This window comes from Pantoea sp. X-Soil-TKNS-1207, from assembly GCF_059730485.1.
This window is the reverse complement of record NZ_AP035958.1, coordinates 3532453-3553236: the sequence shown is the minus strand read 5'-3', so window position 1 is coordinate 3553236 and position 20784 is coordinate 3532453. Positions and strand designations below refer to the sequence as shown.

General features: G+C 59.4%; 4 protein-coding genes. 3 read left to right on the top strand and 1 reads right to left on the bottom strand.

The genetic code is table 11. The features are described 5' to 3' along the window. Positions 1-163: 163 nt before the first annotated feature. Complete coding sequence (metK, locus tag AC6I8V_RS16435) at positions 164-1315, bottom strand: methionine adenosyltransferase (RefSeq protein ID WP_084876587.1); 1152 nt, start codon at positions 1313-1315, stop codon at positions 164-166. Between the two features lie 776 nt (positions 1316-2091). Here metK and speA point away from each other — a divergent pair. The 3 genes from speA to AC6I8V_RS16420 all read left to right on the top strand — a co-directional run bounded on the left by speA (position 2092) and on the right by AC6I8V_RS16420 (position 20721). After that, complete coding sequence (gene speA, locus AC6I8V_RS16430; RefSeq protein ID WP_497843291.1) at positions 2092-4068, top strand: biosynthetic arginine decarboxylase; 1977 nt, start codon at positions 2092-2094, stop codon at positions 4066-4068. Positions 4069-4782: 714 nt separating this feature from the next. Further along, positions 4783-5544, top strand: coding sequence for an EAL domain-containing protein (locus AC6I8V_RS16425; RefSeq protein ID WP_497843290.1), 762 nt, complete (start codon positions 4783-4785; stop codon positions 5542-5544). 237 nt (positions 5545-5781) lie between these two features. Beyond that, a complete protein-coding gene (locus AC6I8V_RS16420; protein WP_497843289.1) occupies positions 5782-20721 on the top strand; it encodes an Ig-like domain-containing protein in 14940 nt (4979 codons plus the stop codon). Positions 20722-20784: the final 63 nt, after the last annotated feature.

Sequence of the window (20784 nt, the reverse complement as noted above, 5' to 3'; positions counted from 1 at the left end):
TAAATTCCTAAATTACAGATATATAAAGCGTTTCAAAATGTAATCGTTAACATTTTGTTGTAAGCAGGGTGTCAAAAGTGTAGACAGCGGCGGAAAAAGCGGGGGGACATAAAATGGCAAAAAAAAACCCGCCGTCAGCGGCGGGTTTGATCTGCGGGGAGAATTACAGACCGGCAGCTTCGCGCAGTTGCGCCGCTTTGTCGGTTTTTTCCCACGGGAAGTGCTCGCGACCAAAGTGACCGTAAGCAGCGGTCTCTTTGTAGATCGGTTGCAGCAGATCCATCATCTGAATCAGGCCGTATGGACGCAGGTCGAAGAACTCACGGACCAGCAGCGTCAGCTGCTCGGTGGCAACTTTTTCGGTACCGAAGGTTTCCACCATGATCGAGGTCGGTTCTGCTACGCCGATAGCGTAAGAAACCTGAATCTCACAACGGTCAGCCAGGCCAGCAGCAACGATGTTTTTGGCAACGTAGCGAGCAGCGTAGGCAGCGGAACGGTCAACCTTGGAAGGATCTTTACCTGAGAATGCACCGCCACCGTGACGCGCCATGCCGCCGTAGGTATCAACGATGATTTTACGACCGGTCAGACCGCAGTCGCCCATCGGGCCACCGATAACGAAACGGCCAGTCGGGTTGATGTGGTATTTGGTGCTGGCGTTGATCCACTCAGTCGGCAGAACCGGCTTGATGATCTCTTCCATCACCGCTTCACGCAGGTCAGCCTGGGAGATATCTTCCGCATGCTGAGTTGACAGCACCACGGCGTCGATGCCGACAATTTTGCCGCCATCGTACTGGAAAGTGATCTGGCTTTTAGCATCCGGGCGCAGCCACGGCAGGGTGCCGTTTTTACGCACTTCAGCCTGACGCTGTACCAGACGGTGCGCGTAGGTCACCGGTGCCGGCATCAGCACGTCAGTTTCGTTGGTGGCGTAGCCGAACATCAGACCCTGGTCACCGGCGCCTTGTTCCAGCGGATCGGTGCGGTCAACGCCCTGGTTGATGTCCGGAGACTGTTTACCGATGGCGCTCAGAACTGCGCAGGAGTTGGCATCGAAGCCCATATCGGAATGAACATAGCCAATTTCACGGACGGTATTTCGGGTGATCTCTTCGATATCAACCCAGGCACTGGTGGTAATTTCACCGCCAACCAGCACCATACCGGTTTTCACGTAAGTTTCGCAGGCCACACGGGCTTTCGGATCCTGTTCAAGGATGGCGTCCAGCACGGCGTCAGAAATTTGGTCAGCGATTTTATCAGGATGTCCTTCTGATACGGACTCAGACGTAAAAAGGTGTTTAGCCATTCTGTTCTTTACCTTACAAATGGTTTGAATTCGACTGCATAGCGTAAGCGAGGCCAGGCCTTAACTCGACGCCCCTTCAGGCAAAGCCGCGAGCAGTAGGAAGTGAATGCGCACAGCGCCAACACAGCCTGGATGTTAACCAGTTTAGATGGATTACCATCTGGACGTCCATTTTAGGTTACTCAATGAACGAATTGCCAGCGCTTTTTCAGTTTCCGCATTTTACGCACCAGAAGAAGTGGCAAATTTTCCTGACAGACAACGCAGTTACCCGACAAAGATTTTGCAATTTTACCCGTCAGGCTGTATAACACGCGGCTGCTGTCGACCACAGCCCAAGAGGATAACGCCGCCGTGCGTTGCACTTCACCCAGGCCGTTTCTCGCGTGCTAATCGCATGCGTTGGAGGTGATATAAGTAATGAACCAATTTTTCTCTCTTTGCGGTTCACTGCGCTCAACGTGCGCGCTGGCAATCCTTCCCGTTTCCACTTCTGTTTTTCTCTCCAGTCGAAGTTTTGTTCGTTGCGGTAATTATCCCGACACGAGCGCCGGCTAAGCTGTTTCCCCTAACCCTGTTGATGTTTTTCATAGCCTTGTGGCGATGGAAAAATCAGGCTATTTCTGGCCCGGCTGCACGTACTCCGGCCCGGTGTTTTACACTTAATGTCAGGATCCGCAGAGGGGCAGCAAGCAGGATGGGACACTTTTTTCCCGGCGTTACAACGACAAGACCCGGCAACTGTTTCATATTTCAACGGAAAATTGAGGTTCGCGATGTCTGACGACATGAAGAATATCAAGGGTTCGTCAGCAGGCGAACAGGGTGTACTCCGCTCCATGCAGGAGGTGGCGATGAACGACCAGGAAGCGAGCAGAATGCTGCGCACCTACAATATTGCCTGGTGGGGCAATAACTACTATGACGTGAACGAATTAGGCCACATCAGCGTGTGCCCGGATCCGGACATGCCGGAAGTGCGCGTCGATCTCGCGAAGCTGGTGAAAGAGCGCGAAGCTGACGGCCAGCGTCTGCCTGCGTTGTTCTGCTTCCCGCAGATTTTGCAGCATCGCCTGCGTTCGATTAACGGCGCCTTTAAGCGCGCCCGCGAATCCTACGGCTATAAAGGCGACTACTTCCTGGTTTATCCGATCAAGGTTAACCAGCACAAACGCGTTATCGAATCACTGGTCAATTCCGGCGAACCGCTGGGGCTGGAAGCCGGTTCTAAAGCAGAGCTGATGGCGGTCCTGGCCCACGCCGGTAAGACGCGCACGGTAATCGTGTGTAACGGCTACAAAGATCGTGAATACATTCGTCTGGCGCTGATTGGCGAAAAACTGGGTCACAAGGTCTATCTGGTTCTTGAGAAGATGACCGAGGTACGCCTGGTGCTGGAAGAGGCCGAGCGTCTGAACGTGGTGCCGCGTCTGGGTATCCGTGCACGCCTGGCGTCGCAGGGGTCCGGTAAATGGCAGTCGAGCGGTGGTGAAAAATCCAAGTTCGGCCTGGCGGCATCGCAGGTTTTGCAGCTGGTTGAGATCATGCGCAACGCCGGTCGGATCGACAGCCTGCAACTGCTGCATTTCCATCTCGGCTCGCAGATGGCCAATATTCGCGATATCGCCACTGGCGTGCGTGAATCGGCGCGTTTCTACGTAGAGCTGGCGAAACTCGGCGTTAACATCAAATGCTTCGATGTTGGCGGTGGTCTGGGTGTGGACTATGAAGGTACGCGCTCGCAGTCTGATTGCTCGGTCAACTACGGCCTGAACGAATACGCCAACAACGTGATTTGGGCGATTGGCGATGCCTGCGATGAACACGGTCTGGAGCATCCGACGGTGATCACCGAATCCGGCCGTGCGGTCACCGCGCACCATACCGTGCTGGTGTCCAACATCATTGGGGTAGAGCGCAACGAATTCAGCAACCCGGAAGCCCCGGACGTTGATGCGCCCCGCCCGATCCAGAGCATGTGGGATACCTGGCAGGAGATGCACGAACCGAGCGTACGCCGTTCGCTGCGTGAATGGCTGCACGACAGCCAGATGGATCTGTTCGACATCCACACCGGCTATTCGTCCGGTACCTATGATCTGCGCCAGCGCGCCTGGGCCGAGCAGCTGTATCTCAGCATCTGTCATTACATCCAGCAGCATCTCGATCCGAGCAATCGTGCGCACCGCCCGATTATCGACGAGTTGCAGGAACGTATGGCGGACAAGATTTACGTCAACTTCTCGCTGTTCCAGTCGATGCCGGATGCCTGGGGTATCGATCAGCTGTTCCCGGTGCTGCCGCTGGAAGGGCTGAACAAAATGCCGCAGCGTCGTGCGGTGCTGCTCGACATCACCTGTGATTCCGATGGCACCATCGATCACTACGTGGACGGTGACGGGATTGCCACCACCATGCCGATGCCGGAATACGATATCGACAACCCGCCGATGCTTGGCTTCTTTATGGTGGGTGCGTATCAGGAAATCCTCGGCAACATGCATAACCTGTTTGGCGATACGGAAGCGGTTGATGTGTTTGCCTTCCCGGACGGCAGCGTGGAAGTGCAGCTGTCGGATGAAGGCGATACCGTGGCGGATATGTTGCAGTATGTGCAGCTGAACCCGGATGAACTGATGACGCTATTCCGCGATCAGGTCAAGCAGACGGACATCGATGAGGAGCTGCGTGCGCAGTTCCTCGAAGAGTTTGAAAGCGGTCTGTACGGTTACACCTACCTTGAAGACGAATAACTAATCGTCTGCTCACCGGGTCACATTCGTGGCCCGGTTCTTCTTCCCCGTTATTATTTTTTTCTGCTGTAAATTCTTTTATTGATTTTGCGATCTCGATCACCGTGATAATAACGCCCTTCACTTATAGAAGAAAATGAATTAAAGGGTGAATGGCTATCTTGTTAATTTAATTAAAAAAGCGAAGCGGCTTTCCCTTGCATTATTTCGTTAACCTTCAACATAGTATGGACATTGTTACGCAATGAGCAGTGTGGCTGTAATGTTGACTTTTGCATGCATTATCAATATTTGAACATTATGAGTGAAATAATAACTTAGAGTCACTATATTTTTCTGGCATCTTTTGGAAATGCCGAATCATCGCCCAGATCACGTCTCTGCCATGGAAAAAATCCCATATTAAATCCGCATTATATTTTTAATGATTTAAATCAACGTGTTCATTGTTTTTCTTACTGTCAAGTCGAGCAAAAACAAAATTTTTTCCAGGATTTTTCTGAACTTTTAGTAAAGTGAAATATGATTTATCAAGGTTATCGATTTGTGTTGCCTATTGGTATGAGTGAATGGCTTGGCTTAACCTATTTCTCATGCTGTAATTTATACGTTAGGATTCAGTTAACGAGTTAAGTTTTACCAATGTTTCCCTTGCTTTTAACATGAGAAATTCTGACATTTTTTGTGGGTCAGATCGTGGCAAAAGGGCGGTCAATGAGCGATCAACAGCAGTACATTTTTATACTGGAGCCGGTTTATGATTTATCCGGAAACCTGATCGCCTGGGAATTGCTGACGCGTTTTAGCGACGACGCTGATATTAAGCATGAGCGAAATCCGGCCAGAGAAGCGCGCTTTTTCAGTCAGTTGCCGGCAGAAGAGAAATGGCACTTATTCCTCGCGCAGATTGATCAACTGGAGCGTCTCTATAAGAAAGGCTTTCAGCAGATTATCAGCGTGAACATTAATCGGGATATCGTTGCCAGCATTTTTGCCGATGCGAAAACTCAGCAAAAACTGGAACTGTTATCTTTTTTCCGCTTCGAAATATCGGCCTTTTTCATTGCCCGTTTTACCCGGGCAGATTTGTTAATCCTGAAGGGGTTGGCAAAAATCGCCCCTTTATGGCTGGATGATTTCGGTCCAGGTTATTCCAACCTCACCATGATGGGTAGCGGAATATTTGAATGCGTCAAGATTGATAAAGCTTTTTTTTGGCAATATGGCGAAAGTCACATATTTGACATTCTGTTAGGCCATCTCAACGAGTTATGCAATGGCGTAATTGTTGAAGGTGTTGAAAATCAACGTCAAGTTGAACTGCTGGCAAATAAAGCAATATGCGGCATGCAGGGATACCATTGGGATGCTATTTATCTCAATGATTTGATTAACAAATCATGGGGTGGTTCGGGTTCACTCAGCCTCTCCGGAAAACAGATATGTCAAAAAAAGGGTTTAAGGAATTTCATGTAGTTCGCGCCCTTCCAATAGACAAAAACGATATTTTCCCCGTTGTAATTTTTAGAAATAAAACGTTCCCATCACCAGGATGGCGTCTCAGTAAGGCTCAGTTCGATTTCATCACCAGTTTGTATGAGGTCGACAAAGAGAGGAAGTGAATAACACGAACGTTATTCGCAGATGATACCGGTATCGGCTGATGCCGGGCGTTTTTATGGATACTAATAACCTCGGTGGGATATAGAGAACATGAATAACATCTCAGTTACGCCTAAAGGAGGCACGATTGCTTCGCAATTAAGTGGCAGCGAAGTAACGTTAACTTCTCCGAGTTTAGTTAAACTCAATCTTAATCAATCAGATATTAAATCCTACACACGCAAAGGTAATGACCTCGTAGTTACAACGAAGTCGGGTGATGTTCTTGTTATTCATGATTTTTATGGCCCGAATGGCGAAAGCGATCTGGTTCTGCAGGATGATCATGGCGCACTGTGGTGGGTAGAAAACCCCGGTGAGGATGGATTCCAGTACGTTTCCATCGACAGCACGGATGGCCTGCTGGCGGAAAACACCACCCATGACGGCGCGATTGCTGCCTTTGGTCTGGGTGGCGCTGCTCTGGCGGGGATTGCCGCGATGTTTGCCGGTTCCAGCGCAGGCAGCAGTTCTGGCGGCGGCACCACGGATAATGGCGGCGGCACCGGCGGCGGCGATAATGGCGGTGGCACCGGTGGCGGCACGGGGGGTGGCACGGGCGGCGGCGACAATGGCGGCGGCACGGGCGGCGGCGATAATGGCGGTGGTACTGGCGGCGGTGGTACTGATACCACACCTCCCACCGTAGCGACCGGCCTGGTCCTCACCAATGATAACGGCGCCACGCCCACGACGATTGCGGCAGGCGCCAGCACCAATGACAACACCCCTACGTTAACCGGCACCGCAGAAGCGGGAACCACCGTCAGTATCTACGATGGCAGCACCCTGTTGGGCACCGCCACCGTAGGCGCCAATGGCACCTGGAGCTTTACCACTCCCGCACTGGGTGATGGACAGCACAGCCTGACGGTGACCGTAACCGATGCTGCCAGTAACACCAGCGCGGCGTCCGATCCGATCTCCTTCACCGTCGATACCGTGGCTCCGGCAGAAGCAACCGGGCTGGTGGTCAGCGATGATGCAGGCGGCAGCCAGGGGCCACTGACCTCCGGCGGCACCACCGATGACAATACGCCGACCCTGAGCGGTCAGGCAGAACCGAATTCCATCATCAGCGTCTATGACGGTCAGACCCTGCTGGGCACCGCCTCTGTCGGCGCGGATGGCAACTGGAGCTTCACCACCCCCGAGCTGAGCAATGGCAGCCACAGCCTGACTGTCACCGTGACCGATGCCGCAGGCAACGTCAGCCCGGCGACACCGGCCTTTGACGTGAACGTCGCCGCAGGTCTGCCACCAGCCACCACGTCGCTGGAAGTGCTCGACGATAGCGGCACCACGCCGGTGCAGCTGCCCGACGGTAGCAGCACCCAGGATACCACTCCGGTGCTGAGCGGCCTTGCCGGTGCCAACGATCTGATCACCCTGTACGATGGCGATACCCTGCTGGGCAGCGTCGTTGCGGGCAGTGACGGTCAGTGGGTATTTGCCATGGGCGCGCTGGCGGATGGTTCGCATGTATTCCATGGCACCATTACCGACGTTAACGGCAACGTTACCAACTCCGCGACCATCACCATCATTATCGATACCGTGGCGCCGGAAACGGCGGGTGATGTCCATCTGAGTAACGACGACGGCAGCACCGTATTGCCGATTGCGGCGGGCAGTGCGACCAATGACCCGACGCCGGTATTAAGCGGCAGCGCTGAACCGGGGTCCACGGTAACCATCTCCGACGGCAGCACCGTGCTGGGCACGGCGGTGGTCGGCAGCAACGGCAGCTGGAGTTTCACTACGCCTGCCCTGGGTGATGGCCAGCACAGCCTGACCACCACCGTCACCGATGCAGCCGGTAACACCAGCCCGGCGTCGGATCCGCTTACCTTCACCGTCGACACCACGCCACCTGCGGCGGCGAGCGGTCTGGTGGTGACGGATAACGTCGGTGCCAGCCAGGGTGAGCTGACTTCCCCTGCCACCACCGATGACAGCACGCCAACGCTGAGCGGCCAGGCAGAACCGAACAGCATGATCAACGTTTATGACGGCACCACGCTGTTGGGTAACGCGATTACCGACGTGAATGGCAACTGGAGTTTCACCACGCCAACGCTGACCAACGGCAACCATAGCCTGACGGTGACGGTAACCGATCCAGCAGGCAACGTCAGTACGGCAACGCCAGCCTTTGATCTGACCATTGATGCAGGCTTCCCGCCAGCGACTCAGCCGTTGCAGGTGACCGACGATAACGGCAACACGCTGGATCCGCTCACCAACGGCGGTAGCACCAACGACAACACGCCAGTGCTGACCGGTGTTTCCGGGGCCAACGATCTGATCACCCTGTATGACGACACGACGCTGCTGGGTAGCGTCACTGCCGACAGCAATGGCCAGTGGGTCTTCAGGTTGGGTCTGCTGGCTGACGGTGTTCATAGCATCCATGGCACCATCACTACCAGCAACGGCACCATAACCGAGTTCGGCACCTTCACCTTCACCGTCGATACCGTGGCACCCGATGCCGCAGGGGATTTGCAGCTCAGCAATAACGATGGCAGTACCGTTGTGCCGATTGCTGCGGGCGGCGCCACTAACGACAGCTCCCCGGTCCTGAGCGGCACCGCCGAACCGGGCAGCACCGTGACCATTACCGATGGCACCACGGTGCTGGGCACCGCGACGGTGGGTACCAATGGCAGCTGGAGCTATACCACTCCTGCGCTGAGCGATGGCAGTCACAGTCTGACCACCACCGTCACCGATGCGGCAGGCAACACCAGTTCAACCTCGACGCCAGTTACCTTCACCGTTGACACCACGCCGCCAGCCGCAGCGACCGGGCTGGTAGTGACGGACAACGTGGGCGACAGCCAGGGGCCGCTGACTTCCGGTGGCTTCTCCGATGACAACACGCCAACCCTGAGTGGCCAGGCGGAAGCCGGTACGGTGGTTAGCGTGTATGACGGCACTCTGCTGCTGGGTACCGCCAGCGTGGGCACCGACGGTAACTGGAGCTTCACCACGGCGGCGCTAAGTAATGGCAGCCATAGCCTGACCGTCACCGTGACCGATGCGGCGGGCAACGTCAGCCCGGCCACCAACGCGTTTAACGTTACCGTCGAAGCCGGGTTACCGCCTGCCACCAGTTCACTGGAGGTGACTGACGATAGCGGCACCACCCTGGTGCCGCTGGCCGACGGTGCCAGCACCCACGACAGCACGCCAGTGCTGAGCGGTCTGGCTGGTGCCAGCAATCTGATCACCCTGTATGACGGTGATGCGGTGCTGGGCAGCGTAACGGCGGGTACGGACGGTCAATGGACCTTCACACCGGCCACGCTGGCCGATGGTTCACATGACTTCCATGCCACCATCACCGACAACAATGGCAACGTGACTGACTCCGCCACTCTGACCATCATCATTGATACTGTGGCACCGGAAGCGGCAGGCGGGGTACAGCTCAGCAACGACGATGGTGGTACGCCAGTGCCGATCGCACCGGGCAGCGCCACCAATGACAACACTCCGGTGTTAAGTGGTACTGCGGAGCCGGGCAGCACCGTGACCGTCTCTGACGGCACGACCGTGCTGGGTACCACGACGACAGATGGCGACGGTAACTGGAGCTATACCACACCGGCCCTGACCGATGGCGATCATAGCCTGACCACCACCGTTACCGATCCGGCGGGTAACACCAGCCAGCCATCTGCGCCGGTCGCCGTCAGCGTGGATACCACGCCACCGGCTGCGGCTGGCAACGTGCAGCTCAGCAATGATACCAGCGGCACACCGGTGCCGATTACCGCAGGCGGCGCGACCAACGACACCACGCCGGTGTTGAGCGGGACCGCCGAGCCGGGCAGCACCGTCACCGTTTCTGACGGCGAGACCGTGCTGGGTTCGACGACGGCAGGTACTGATGGCAGCTGGAGCTACACCACACCGACCCTGGACGATGGCGATCACAGCCTGACCGCCACCGTCACCGACCCGGCGGGCAACACCAGCGCGGCCACTGCGCCGATCGCTGTCAGCGTGGATACCACGCCGCCGGCGGTGGCCACCGGTCTGCAACTCAGTAACGACCAAAGCGGCACCCCGGTACCGATTGCCGCAGGCGGCGCGACCAACGACACCACACCGGTGTTGAGCGGCAGCGCGGAGCCAGGCAGCACCGTGACCGTTTCTGACGGCGACACCGTACTGGGTACGGCGACGGTCGGCACCGACGGCAGCTGGAGCTACACCACGCCAGCCTTGTCGGTCGGCGATCACAGCCTGACCGCCACCGTCACCGATCCGGCAGGCAACACCAGCGCGGCGTCCGATCCGGTTGCGGTCACCATCGATACCACCGCACCGGCCATTCCGGCCGATGTGGCACTCAGCAATGACGAAGGCAGCACGCCTGTGCCGATTGCTGCCGGTGGCGCCACCAACGACACCACGCCAACCCTGAGCGGTACGGGCGAAGCGGGCAGCACCGTCACCGTTTCTGACGGCACCACGGTGTTGGGTACGACGATTGTTGGTAATGACGGCAACTGGAGCTACACCACACCAACGCTGGACGAGGGCGATCACAGCCTGACCGCCACCCTCACCGATCCGGCAGGCAACTCCAGCCCGCCATCTTCGGCGATCGCCTTCAGCGTCGATACGACAGCGCCAGCCGTGGCTGGGGATCTGCAACTCAGCAATGATACCAGCGGTACGCCAGTACCGATTGCCCCCGGCGGCGTGACCAACGACACCACACCGGTGTTGAGCGGCAGCGCTGAGCCGGGCAGCACTGTCACCGTCCTTGATGGCACCAACGTGCTGGGTACGGCGACGGTCGGCACTGACGGCAGCTGGACCTTCACTACGCCAGCGCTGGATCCGGGCGATCACAGCCTGACAACCACCGTGACCGATCCGGCAGGTAACACCGGTGATGCCTCCGACGCGCTCACCTTCAGCGTGGATACCACGCCACCGGCTGTGGTCGACAATGTGGCGCTCAGCAATGATGAGAGCGGCACGCCAGTGGCGATTGCCGCAGGCGGCGCGACCAACGACGTCACGCCGGTGCTGAGCGGGACCGCCGATGTGGGCAGCACCGTTACCGTCTCTGACGGCGCGACGGTGCTGGGTACGGCCGTGGTGGATGGCGATGGCAACTGGAGCTTCACCACACCGACGCTGAGCGAGGGCGATCACAGCCTGACTGCGACGGTGACCGATGCGGCGGGCAATACCAGCGCCGCCTCCGATCCGTTCACTTTTACTATTGATACCCAGGCGCCAACAGCGCCAACCGGCCTGCAACTGAGCAATGACGCAAGCGGCACCCCGGTACCGATTGCCGCAGGCGGCGCGACCAACGACACCACGCCGGTGTTGAGCGGCAGCGCCGAGCCGGGCAGCACCGTCACCGTTTCTGACGGCGAGACCGTGCTGGGTACCGCAACAGTGGATAGTGATGGCAACTGGAGCTACACCACGCCAGCGCTGCTGGCAGGCGATCACAGCCTGACCGCCACCGTGACCGATCCGGCAGGTAACACTGGCCCGGCATCGGATCCGATCGCCTTTAACGTCGATCTCACGCCACCGGATGCGGCTGAGAATGTGCAGCTCAACAACAACGAAGGCAGCACCCTGGTGCCGATTACCGATGGCGGCTTCACCAACGACACCACGCCGGTGTTGAGTGGTACCGCTGAGCCGGGCAGCACGGTGACCGTTCTTGATAACGAGATTGTGCTGGGCACCGCAACGGTCGGTAGTGACGGCAGCTGGAGCTTCAACTCGCCAACGCTTGACGAGGGCGACCATAGCCTGACCACCACGGTGACCGATCCAGCGGGTAACGTTGGCGCCGCCTCTGACGCGATCCTCTTCACCGTTGATACCACCGCGCCAGCGGCGGTTGTGAACCTGACGGCGGAAAACGGAGATGGCGACACCCTGAATGGCCTGACCAATGACAGCACTCCGGTGCTGAGTGGCACGGCAGAAGCGGGCAGCCTGATCACCATTTTCGATGGCAACACGGAGATTGGTTCGGTTCAGGCCGATGCAACTACCGGCAGCTGGAGCTTCACCACCGATGCGCTGACCGATGGCTCTCACCTGCTGATGGTGACGGCGACGGATGCGGCGGGCAACGTCAGTCCGGGCAGTAATGCCGTGTCGCTGACCGTCGATACCACGGCACCGGCGGCGGCTGATTTCGTGGTGAACAACAACAACGTTACCCCGGAAGTCCCGGTGGCTAACGGCGGCCTCACCAATGACAGCACCCCGGCGCTGAGCGGCACCACCGAAGCCAATAGCCTGGTTACCATCTACGATGGCACGAACGAGATTGGCAGTGTGACCACCGATGGCGACGGCAACTGGAGCTTTACGACGCCAACGCTGGATGATGGCAACCATGCATTGACCATCACGGTGACCGATGCCGCAGGCAACCTCGGCCCGGCCTCGGTGGCGGTCAATATCGACGTCGATACCACAGCCCCGGCGGTGGTTGATGATTTAACCGTTAACAATAACGAAGGCGGCACCCTGGTGCCGGTTGCGGACGGGGGATTGACCAACGACGCTACGCCGGAGCTGACCGGTACGGCGGAAGCGGGCAGCATTGTTTACGTCTATGATGGCAACAACCAGCTGGGTTCGACCGCGGTGGGTGCGGATGGCAACTGGAGCTATACCACCCCGACCCTTGGCGCGGGCGATCATGTCCTGAGCGTGGCGGTTGGCGATGCGGCGGGTAATATCAGCGCCAACTCGACGCCGGTCATCATCACGGTTGACACCACAGCGCCAGCGGTGGCGGACAACCTGCAACTCACCAATGACCAGACCGATACAGCGATTGCCGCAGGTGGCAGCACAAGCGACAACACGCCGACACTGAGTGGCACCGCCGAAGAGAACAGCATCGTCACCATCTTTGATGGCAACACCGTGCTGGGTACGACGACGGCGGATCCGGACGGCAACTGGAGCTTCACCGCGCCAACGCTGACGGATGGCCCGCACAGTCTGAGCGTCACCGTCACCGATGCGGCGGGCAACATCGGCCCTGCCAGTACGCCGATCGCCGTCACCATTGATACCGTTCCACCAGCGGCAGTGGCCGATCTCACGCTGACCAACGACGGCGGTACGCAGCCGGTCACGATTCCGAATGGTGGGCTGACCAATGACACCACGCCGGTACTGAGCGGTTCAGCAGAGATTGGCAGCACCATCAGCATCTCTGATGAGAACGGTTTCCTTGGCACCGTGACGGTGGGGGATAGCGGAACCTGGACGTATACCTCAACCGCGCTGGCGGATGGCACCCACACCTTCAATGTCACCGTGACGGATGCGGCAGGGAACGTCAGCGATCCGGCCAGCATCAGCGTGGTGGTGGAGACCGTCGTACCGGACGCACCGATCGATATCACCGTCAGCAATGACAACGGCGCGACGCCGGTTGCCATCGCCGATGGCGGCATCACCAATGACAGCACGCCATTCCTCACCGGCAGTGCGGCACCCGGCACCGTCGTCACCATTCTCGATGGCACGACGGTACTGGGCAGCACGGCGGTTGGCGCGAATGGTCAGTGGAGCTTCAGCTCGCCAAACCTGGGCGATTCCCAGCATACCCTGACGGCGACGGTCACGGACGCAGCTGGCAACACCAGTAGCGCCTCTGCGCCGATCACCTTCACCGTGGATACCGCGGCACCTGAAGTGTCGACCCTGGTGGTCAGCAATGACAACGGCACAACCCCGGTTGAACTGCCGAGTGGCTCCATCACCAACGACAACACGCCGTTGCTGACGGGTACGACCGAAGGCTTAAGTCTGATCACCATTTATGATGGCACCCAGGTGATTGGCTCGACGACCGCCAATGCGTCCGGTGACTGGAGCTTTAGTTCACCGACCCTGACGGACGGCAGCCATACGTTAACCGTGACGGCCACGGATGCGGCGGGCAACGTCAGTGCGACGTCTACGACCATTATCGTGAATGTCGATGCCACTGCGCCGCAGCCGGTCAGTAATCTGCTGGTGCAAAACGACAACGGCGACCCGGCAGTGACTATCGCCAATGGCAGCACCACTAACGACAGCACGCCGGTGCTGAGTGGTACCGCAGAAGCGAACAGCACGGTGAGCATCTATGATGGCACGCTCCTGCTGTCAACGGTGACGACCGATGGCGACGGTAACTGGAGCTACACCACCTCGACCTTGTCGAATGCGGCCCACACGCTGAATATCACCGTTACGGATGAAGCGGGTAACGTCAGTGCGACCTCCTCAGTCAGCTTCACGGTTAACACCGTGGTGCCGGACCCGGTCGGCAACTTCGCTATCTACAACAACGACGCGGCCATACCGGTGCTGGTGGCCAATGCTGGCTCCACCAACGACACCACGCCGGTGTTGCGTGGCACCGCGACAGCGGGTGACACCATCAATGTGTTCCAGGATGGAACGCTGATCGGTACGGCGACGGTGGCGACGAACGGTACATGGCGTTATGAAACCAGCGCCCTGACCGATGCGACTTACCACTACACGGTCTCTGTCAGCGATGCGGCGGGTAACACCAGTGCGCTGTCCGCTGAATATACCGTCACGATCGACACCGTTCCGCCAGCTGTTGTTGACGACCTGGTGGTGACTGACGATGTGGGCACCAGCACCGGTCCGTTGATCAGTGGCGAATCTACCGATGACAACACGCCAACCCTGAGCGGCAGTGCCGACACCGGCGATGTGGTTTCCATCTATGATGGCACCACGTTGCTGGGTACGGTTACCGCCGCCAATGGTACCTGGAGCTTCACTACCGCGGCGTTGAGTAACGGTTCCCACAGCGTCACCGTTACCGTCACGGATCCTGCGGGTAACGTCAGCGCCGCCTCGCCAGCGTTTATTATCAATGTCGCCGCAGACCAGCCGCCCGCCACCAGTACGCTGGAGATCATCGACGATAGCGGCAGCACGCTGGTGCAGCTGACTGACGGCGCGAATACCCGCGACAGTACCCCGGTGCTGAGCGGTATGGCTGCGGAGGGCGACATCATTACCGTCCACGATGGCAGCACAGTGCTGACCAATATCCTCGTGGGTACGGATGGGCAGTGGACCTATACACCAGATCCCGCTCTGAGCGAGGGTCCACATGCGCTCTTTGTCACCACCCTTGATGGCGAAGGTAATCCTGGCGCCACCTCTGCCACCATCAACATTATCGTTGATACCGTGGCTCCGCCGGTGGTGACTGACCTGGTGGTCAACAACGACAGCAGCGGCACGCCGGTTGAGATTGCCAATGGCAGTGCGACCAACGACAGTACGCCACTGCTGACCGGGACTGCCGAAGCCAATGCGGTGATCACCATCTACGACGGTAGCACCGTAGTCGGTTCCACCACCGCCAGCGCGACGGGAAGCTGGAGCTACAACACCCCAACCCTGAGCAACGGTAGTCATACGCTGAGCGTCACGGCCACCGATGCCGCCGGGAACAGCAGTACTAACTCCGCCGCCGTGACCTTCACGGTAGACACTCATGCACCAGCCGCGTCGACGCTGGTGATCACCAACGATAACGCCACGCCAAACGTGACGGTACCGAACGGTGGCTCCACCAACGACAGCACGCCGGTGCTGAGCGGCAGCGCCGAAGTGGGCAGCAAAGTCACCATCTACGACGGCAGCGCGGTGCTGGGCACGCTGACGGTGGGCGCAGGCGGCACCTGGAGCTTCACCACCGCCACGCTGACCAACGGATCGCATCCGCTGAGCGTGACGGTGACTGATGCGGCCGGTAACGTCAGCGGCACCACGGCGGCTACGGTGATTGTTGATACCGTGGCGCCAGCGGCAGTAGCCGGTCTGGCGGCCAGCAACAACAACGGCAGCACGCCGGTGGCGATTGCCAACGGCGGTTCGACCAACGACAACACCCCGGCGCTGAGCGGTACGGCGGAAGCGGGCAGCAAAGTCAGCATTTATGACGGCAGCACGCTGCTGGGCACCGTGACGGCGGGCAGCACCGGCGCCTGGACCTTCACCAGCACCACGCTGACGGACGGCCTGCATACCCTGAACGTCACCGCAACGGACGCGGCGGGCAACGTCAGCCCGAACGCCTCGGTGACGCTGACCGTGGATACCGGCGTCCCTGCGGCGGTTACGGATCTCACGGTAAGTGACAACGTGGGGACGATTCAGGGCGCGCTGGCTAACGGCGCGGCAACCGATGACAACACGCCAACCCTGAGCGGTACGGCGGAAGCGGGCGCGGTGGTGACCATTTACGATGGCACCACGGTGCTGGGTTCCGTTACGGCGGGCACAGGCGGCGCCTGGACCTTCACCACCAACGCCCTGAGCGAAGGGACTCATCCGCTGAGCGTGACGGTGAAAGATGCCGCCGGTAACGTCAGCCCGGCCTCGGCCACGGTCGCCATCACGGTGGATACCATGGCACCTGCGGCGTCGACGCTGGTGATCACCAACGATAACGCCACGCCAAACGTGACGGTACCGAACGGTGGCTCCACCAACGACAGCACGCCGGTGCTGAGCGGCAGCGCCGAAGTGGGCAGCAAAGTCACCATCTACGACGGCAGCGCGGTGCTGGGCACGCTGACGGTGGGCGCAGGCGGTACCTGGAGCTTCACCACCGCCACGCTGACCAACGGATCGCATCCGCTGAGCGTGACGGTGACCGATGCGGCCGGTAACGTCAGCGGCACCACGGCGGCCACGGTGATTGTTGATACCGTGGCGCCAGCGGCGGTAGCCGGTCTGGCGGCCAGCAACAACAACGGCAGCACGCCGGTGGCGATTGCCAACGGCGGTTCGACCAACGACAACACCCCGGCGCTGAGCGGTACGGCGGAAGCGGGCAGCAAAGTCAGCATTTATGACGGCAGCACGCTGCTTGGCACCGTGACGGCGGGCAGCAACGGCGCCTGGACCTTCACCAGCACCACGCTGACGGACGGCCTGCATACCCTGAACGTCACCGCGACGGACGCGGCGGGCAACGTCAGCCCGAACGCCTCGGTGACGCTGACCGTGGATACCGGCATTCCTGCTACCGTCGTCGATCTGACGGTGAGCGACAATGTGGGGACGATTCAGGGCGCGCTGGCTAACGGTGCGGTAACCGATGACAACACGCCAACCCTGAGCGGTACGGCGGAAGCGGGCGCCGTGGTCACCATCTACGATGGCTCCACCGCGCTGGGTTCCGTTACGGCGGGCACAGGCGGCGCATGGACCTTCACCACCAACGCCCTGAGCAACGGCACCCATCCGCTGAGCGTGACGGTGAAAGATGCGGCCGGTAACGTCAGCCCATCGTCAGCTACGGTCTCCATCACGGTGGATACCATGGCACCTGCCGCGTCGACGCTGGTGATCACCAACGATAACGCCACGCCAAACGTGACGGTACCGAACGGTGGTTCCACCAACGACAGCACGCCGGTGCTGAGCGGCAGCGCCGAAGTGGGCAGCAAAGTTACCATCTACGACGGCAGTGCGGTGCTGGGCACGCTGACGGTGGGCGCAGGCGGCACCTGGAGCTTCACCACCGCCACGCTGACCAACGGATCGCATCCGCTGAGCGTGACGGTGACCGATGCGGCCGGTAACGTCAGCGGCACCACGGCGGCTACGGTGATTGTTGATACCGTGGCGCCAGCGGCAGTAGCCGGTCTGGCGGCCAGCAACAACAACGGCAGCACGCCGGTGGCGATTGCCAACGGCGGTTCGACCAACGACAACACCCCGGCGCTGAGCGGTACGGCGGAAGCGGGCAGCAAAGTCAGCATTTATGACGGCAGCACGCTGCTCGGTACCGTGACGGCGGGCAGCAACGGGGCCTGGACCTTCACCAGCACCACGCTGACGGACGGCCTGCACACCCTGAACGTTACCGCGACGGACGCGGCGGGCAACGTCAGCCCGAACGCCTCGGTGACGCTCACCGTGGATACCGCAGCCCCGGCTACGGTGACCAATCTCACGGTGAGCGACAACGTCGGTGCGACGCAGGGGGCGCTGGCTAACGGCGCGGTAACCGATGACAACACGCCAACCCTGAGTGGTACGGCGGAAGCGGGTGCCGTGGTCACCATCTACGATGGTTCCACCGCGCTGGGTTCCGTTACGGCGGGCACAGGCGGCGCCTGGACCTTCACCACCAACGCCCTGAGTGATGGTACCCATCCACTCAGCGTTAAGGTGACAGATGCGGCCGGTAACGTCAGCCCATCGTCAGCTACGGTCTCCATCACGGTGGATACCGTTGCGCCAGTGGCGTCCACGCTGGTGATCACCAATGATGCGGCCGGTGTGATTGTGCCGAACGGCGGCTCCACCAACGACAGCACGCCGGTGCTGAGCGGCACCGCTGAAGTGGGCAGCAAAGTCACTATCTACGACGGCAGCGCAATGCTGGGCACGCTGACGGTGGGCGCAGGCGGCACCTGGAGCTTCACCACCGCCACGCTGACCAACGGTACCCATCCGCTGAGCGTCACGGTGACGGATACGGCGGGTAACGTCAGCGCCACCACCTCCGCCAGCGTGATCATCGACACCGTCGCGCCAGCGGCGGTGGTCGGTCTGGCGGCCAGCAACAACAACGGCAGCACGCCGGTGGCGATTGCCAACAACGGCATCACCAACGACAGCACGCCGCTGTTGAGCGGCACGGCGGAAGCGGGCGCGAGAATCAGCGTTTACGATGGCGCCACCTTCCTTGGCACCGCCACGGCGGGCAGCAACGGGGCATGGACCTTTATCACCTCGACGCTGAGCAACGGCCTGCACACCCTGAACGTTACCGCGACGGACGTGGCGGGCAACGTCAGCCCGAACGCCTCGGTGACGCTCACCGTGGATACCGTGGCACCGACCGCGTCAACGCTGGTGATCACCAACGACTCGGTAACGCCGAACGTCACAGTACCAAGCGGTGGATCGACCAGAGACACCACGCCAGTGCTGAGTGGTACGGCAGAAGCGGGCAGCGTGGTTTCTATCTACGACGGCGCCACCTTACTGGCTTCTGTCACGGTAGGCAGCGGCGGTACCTGGAGTTACACCACCGCCACCCTCGCTAACGGTAGCCATCCGTTAAGCGTGACGGTGACGGATACGGCGGGTAACGTCAGTGCGACAACCTCTGCCACGGTGATTGTCGATACCGTGGCACCGACGGCGGCAACGGGTCTGGCGGTCAATGATGCCGGTACGACGCTGACCGGTACGGGTGAAGCGGGTGACACGGTGACGGTGAAAGATGCGGGTGGTAACACCATCGGCACCGGTACCGTCGCCAGCAACGGCAGCTTCTCCGTCAGCCTGACCACGGCACAAACCACCGGCGCTACGCTGTCTGTATCGCTGACGGATGCCGCAGGTAACGTCTCACCGACCGCGACGGTGCTGGGTGCGATCAATGTCGTGGCAGTGAATGATGTGACGACACTGAACTACACCACCACCACGGGCACCGTCACCAACGCCAACAGCAGCATGACCACCAGTGCGGCGTTGTTAAGCGTCAACCTTGGATCGGTATTGGGTGTGGGTGTGCTCTCCAGCAACAATGCCTACATCTTTAACGTCGGTGCCGGTGATACGCGCACGGTAACGTTACACGGTTCGGAAACCAGCCTGCTTTCACTGGTCGCTAACTACACGCTGTCGCTCTATCAACAGCAGTCAGATGGCACCTGGAAGGTGGTATCCAGTACGCCGAACTATATCGCCACCACGCTGTTGTCGCTGCTGACGCAGACCGGTGCGAACGTAACCTACAGCAACCTGGGGACCGGGTCTTATGCGGTGGTACTGACAACCAGTAACGGCGTAGGTCTGCTGCCATCCACCACCATCACCACCACGTCGGATGTCACTACTATCGCGGCGACGGTGGCGGCGACCGTCACCGGTAACCTGCTGGCTAACGACACCAGTTCGGCCTCAGGAGTGGTGCCGGCGGGTACGGCGGTGACGCTGGTTGCAGGGCATACCATCGCCAGCACCGGCACTACCTCCATCACCGATGCCTACGGCACGCTGACGGTCGATGCTCACGGGAACTACACCTATACGCTGAAGGCCGGGCTGGATGCGGGCGCACTGCCTGCGACCGACTCCTTCAGCTATTCGGTGACGGATGCCCACGGCATTGTGACCACAGCCACGCTGACGGTCGATCTGACGCATGGCACCACCACGGCGTCGTTGTTGTCCACCAACAGCCTGTTCGCGGAAGCGGCCACCACCACTGACAGTGATCATAGCGTCACCGGCAGCATCTACGCTGACGGCAGTACCAGCCACACCGGTACGCTGACCATCACCAACGAGGAGGGGGCCAGCACCACCGTGCACAGCAGCGGCAGCACCGAGGTCGCGGGTGATTACGGTACCCTGAGCATTGCCGCCAACGGCACTTACACCTATACCCTGAGTGCGGATGTGAATGTGCAGAACATCACGCATCAGGAGGTGTTTAGCTACACCCTGGCGGGAACCGACGGCACCATCACCAGCAACTCTTTCACCATTGAGTTGCACCCAACCATCACCGGAACGACGGGGTCTGATTCGCTCACCAGTAGCGCCTATGACGACACCATCACCTCCGGTGCCGGAACAGATACGCTGGTTTATCACTTGCTGAACAGCGCAGATGCCACCGGGGGTAACGGGCACGATACCTGGACCGATTTCTCCGTCGCCAATGGCGACAAGATTGACGTCAGTAACCTGCTGATTGGCTGGAATGACGCCACCAGCAACATTAATGACTTTGTGAAAGTGGACCATACTGCTGATGGCAATACCGTGCTTTCGATTGACCGTGATGGCACCGGAACGGCGTACAGCAGTACCCAGTTGGTGACCCTGGAAGGCGTCAACGCATCACTTGAGGAGCTGTTGCAACAACCGCACCAAACGCACACAGCGTAACTGCTGTAACGGATGGCAGGGAGGCACTTACGGGCACAGGATGTGCCCATTTCACTAAATGAC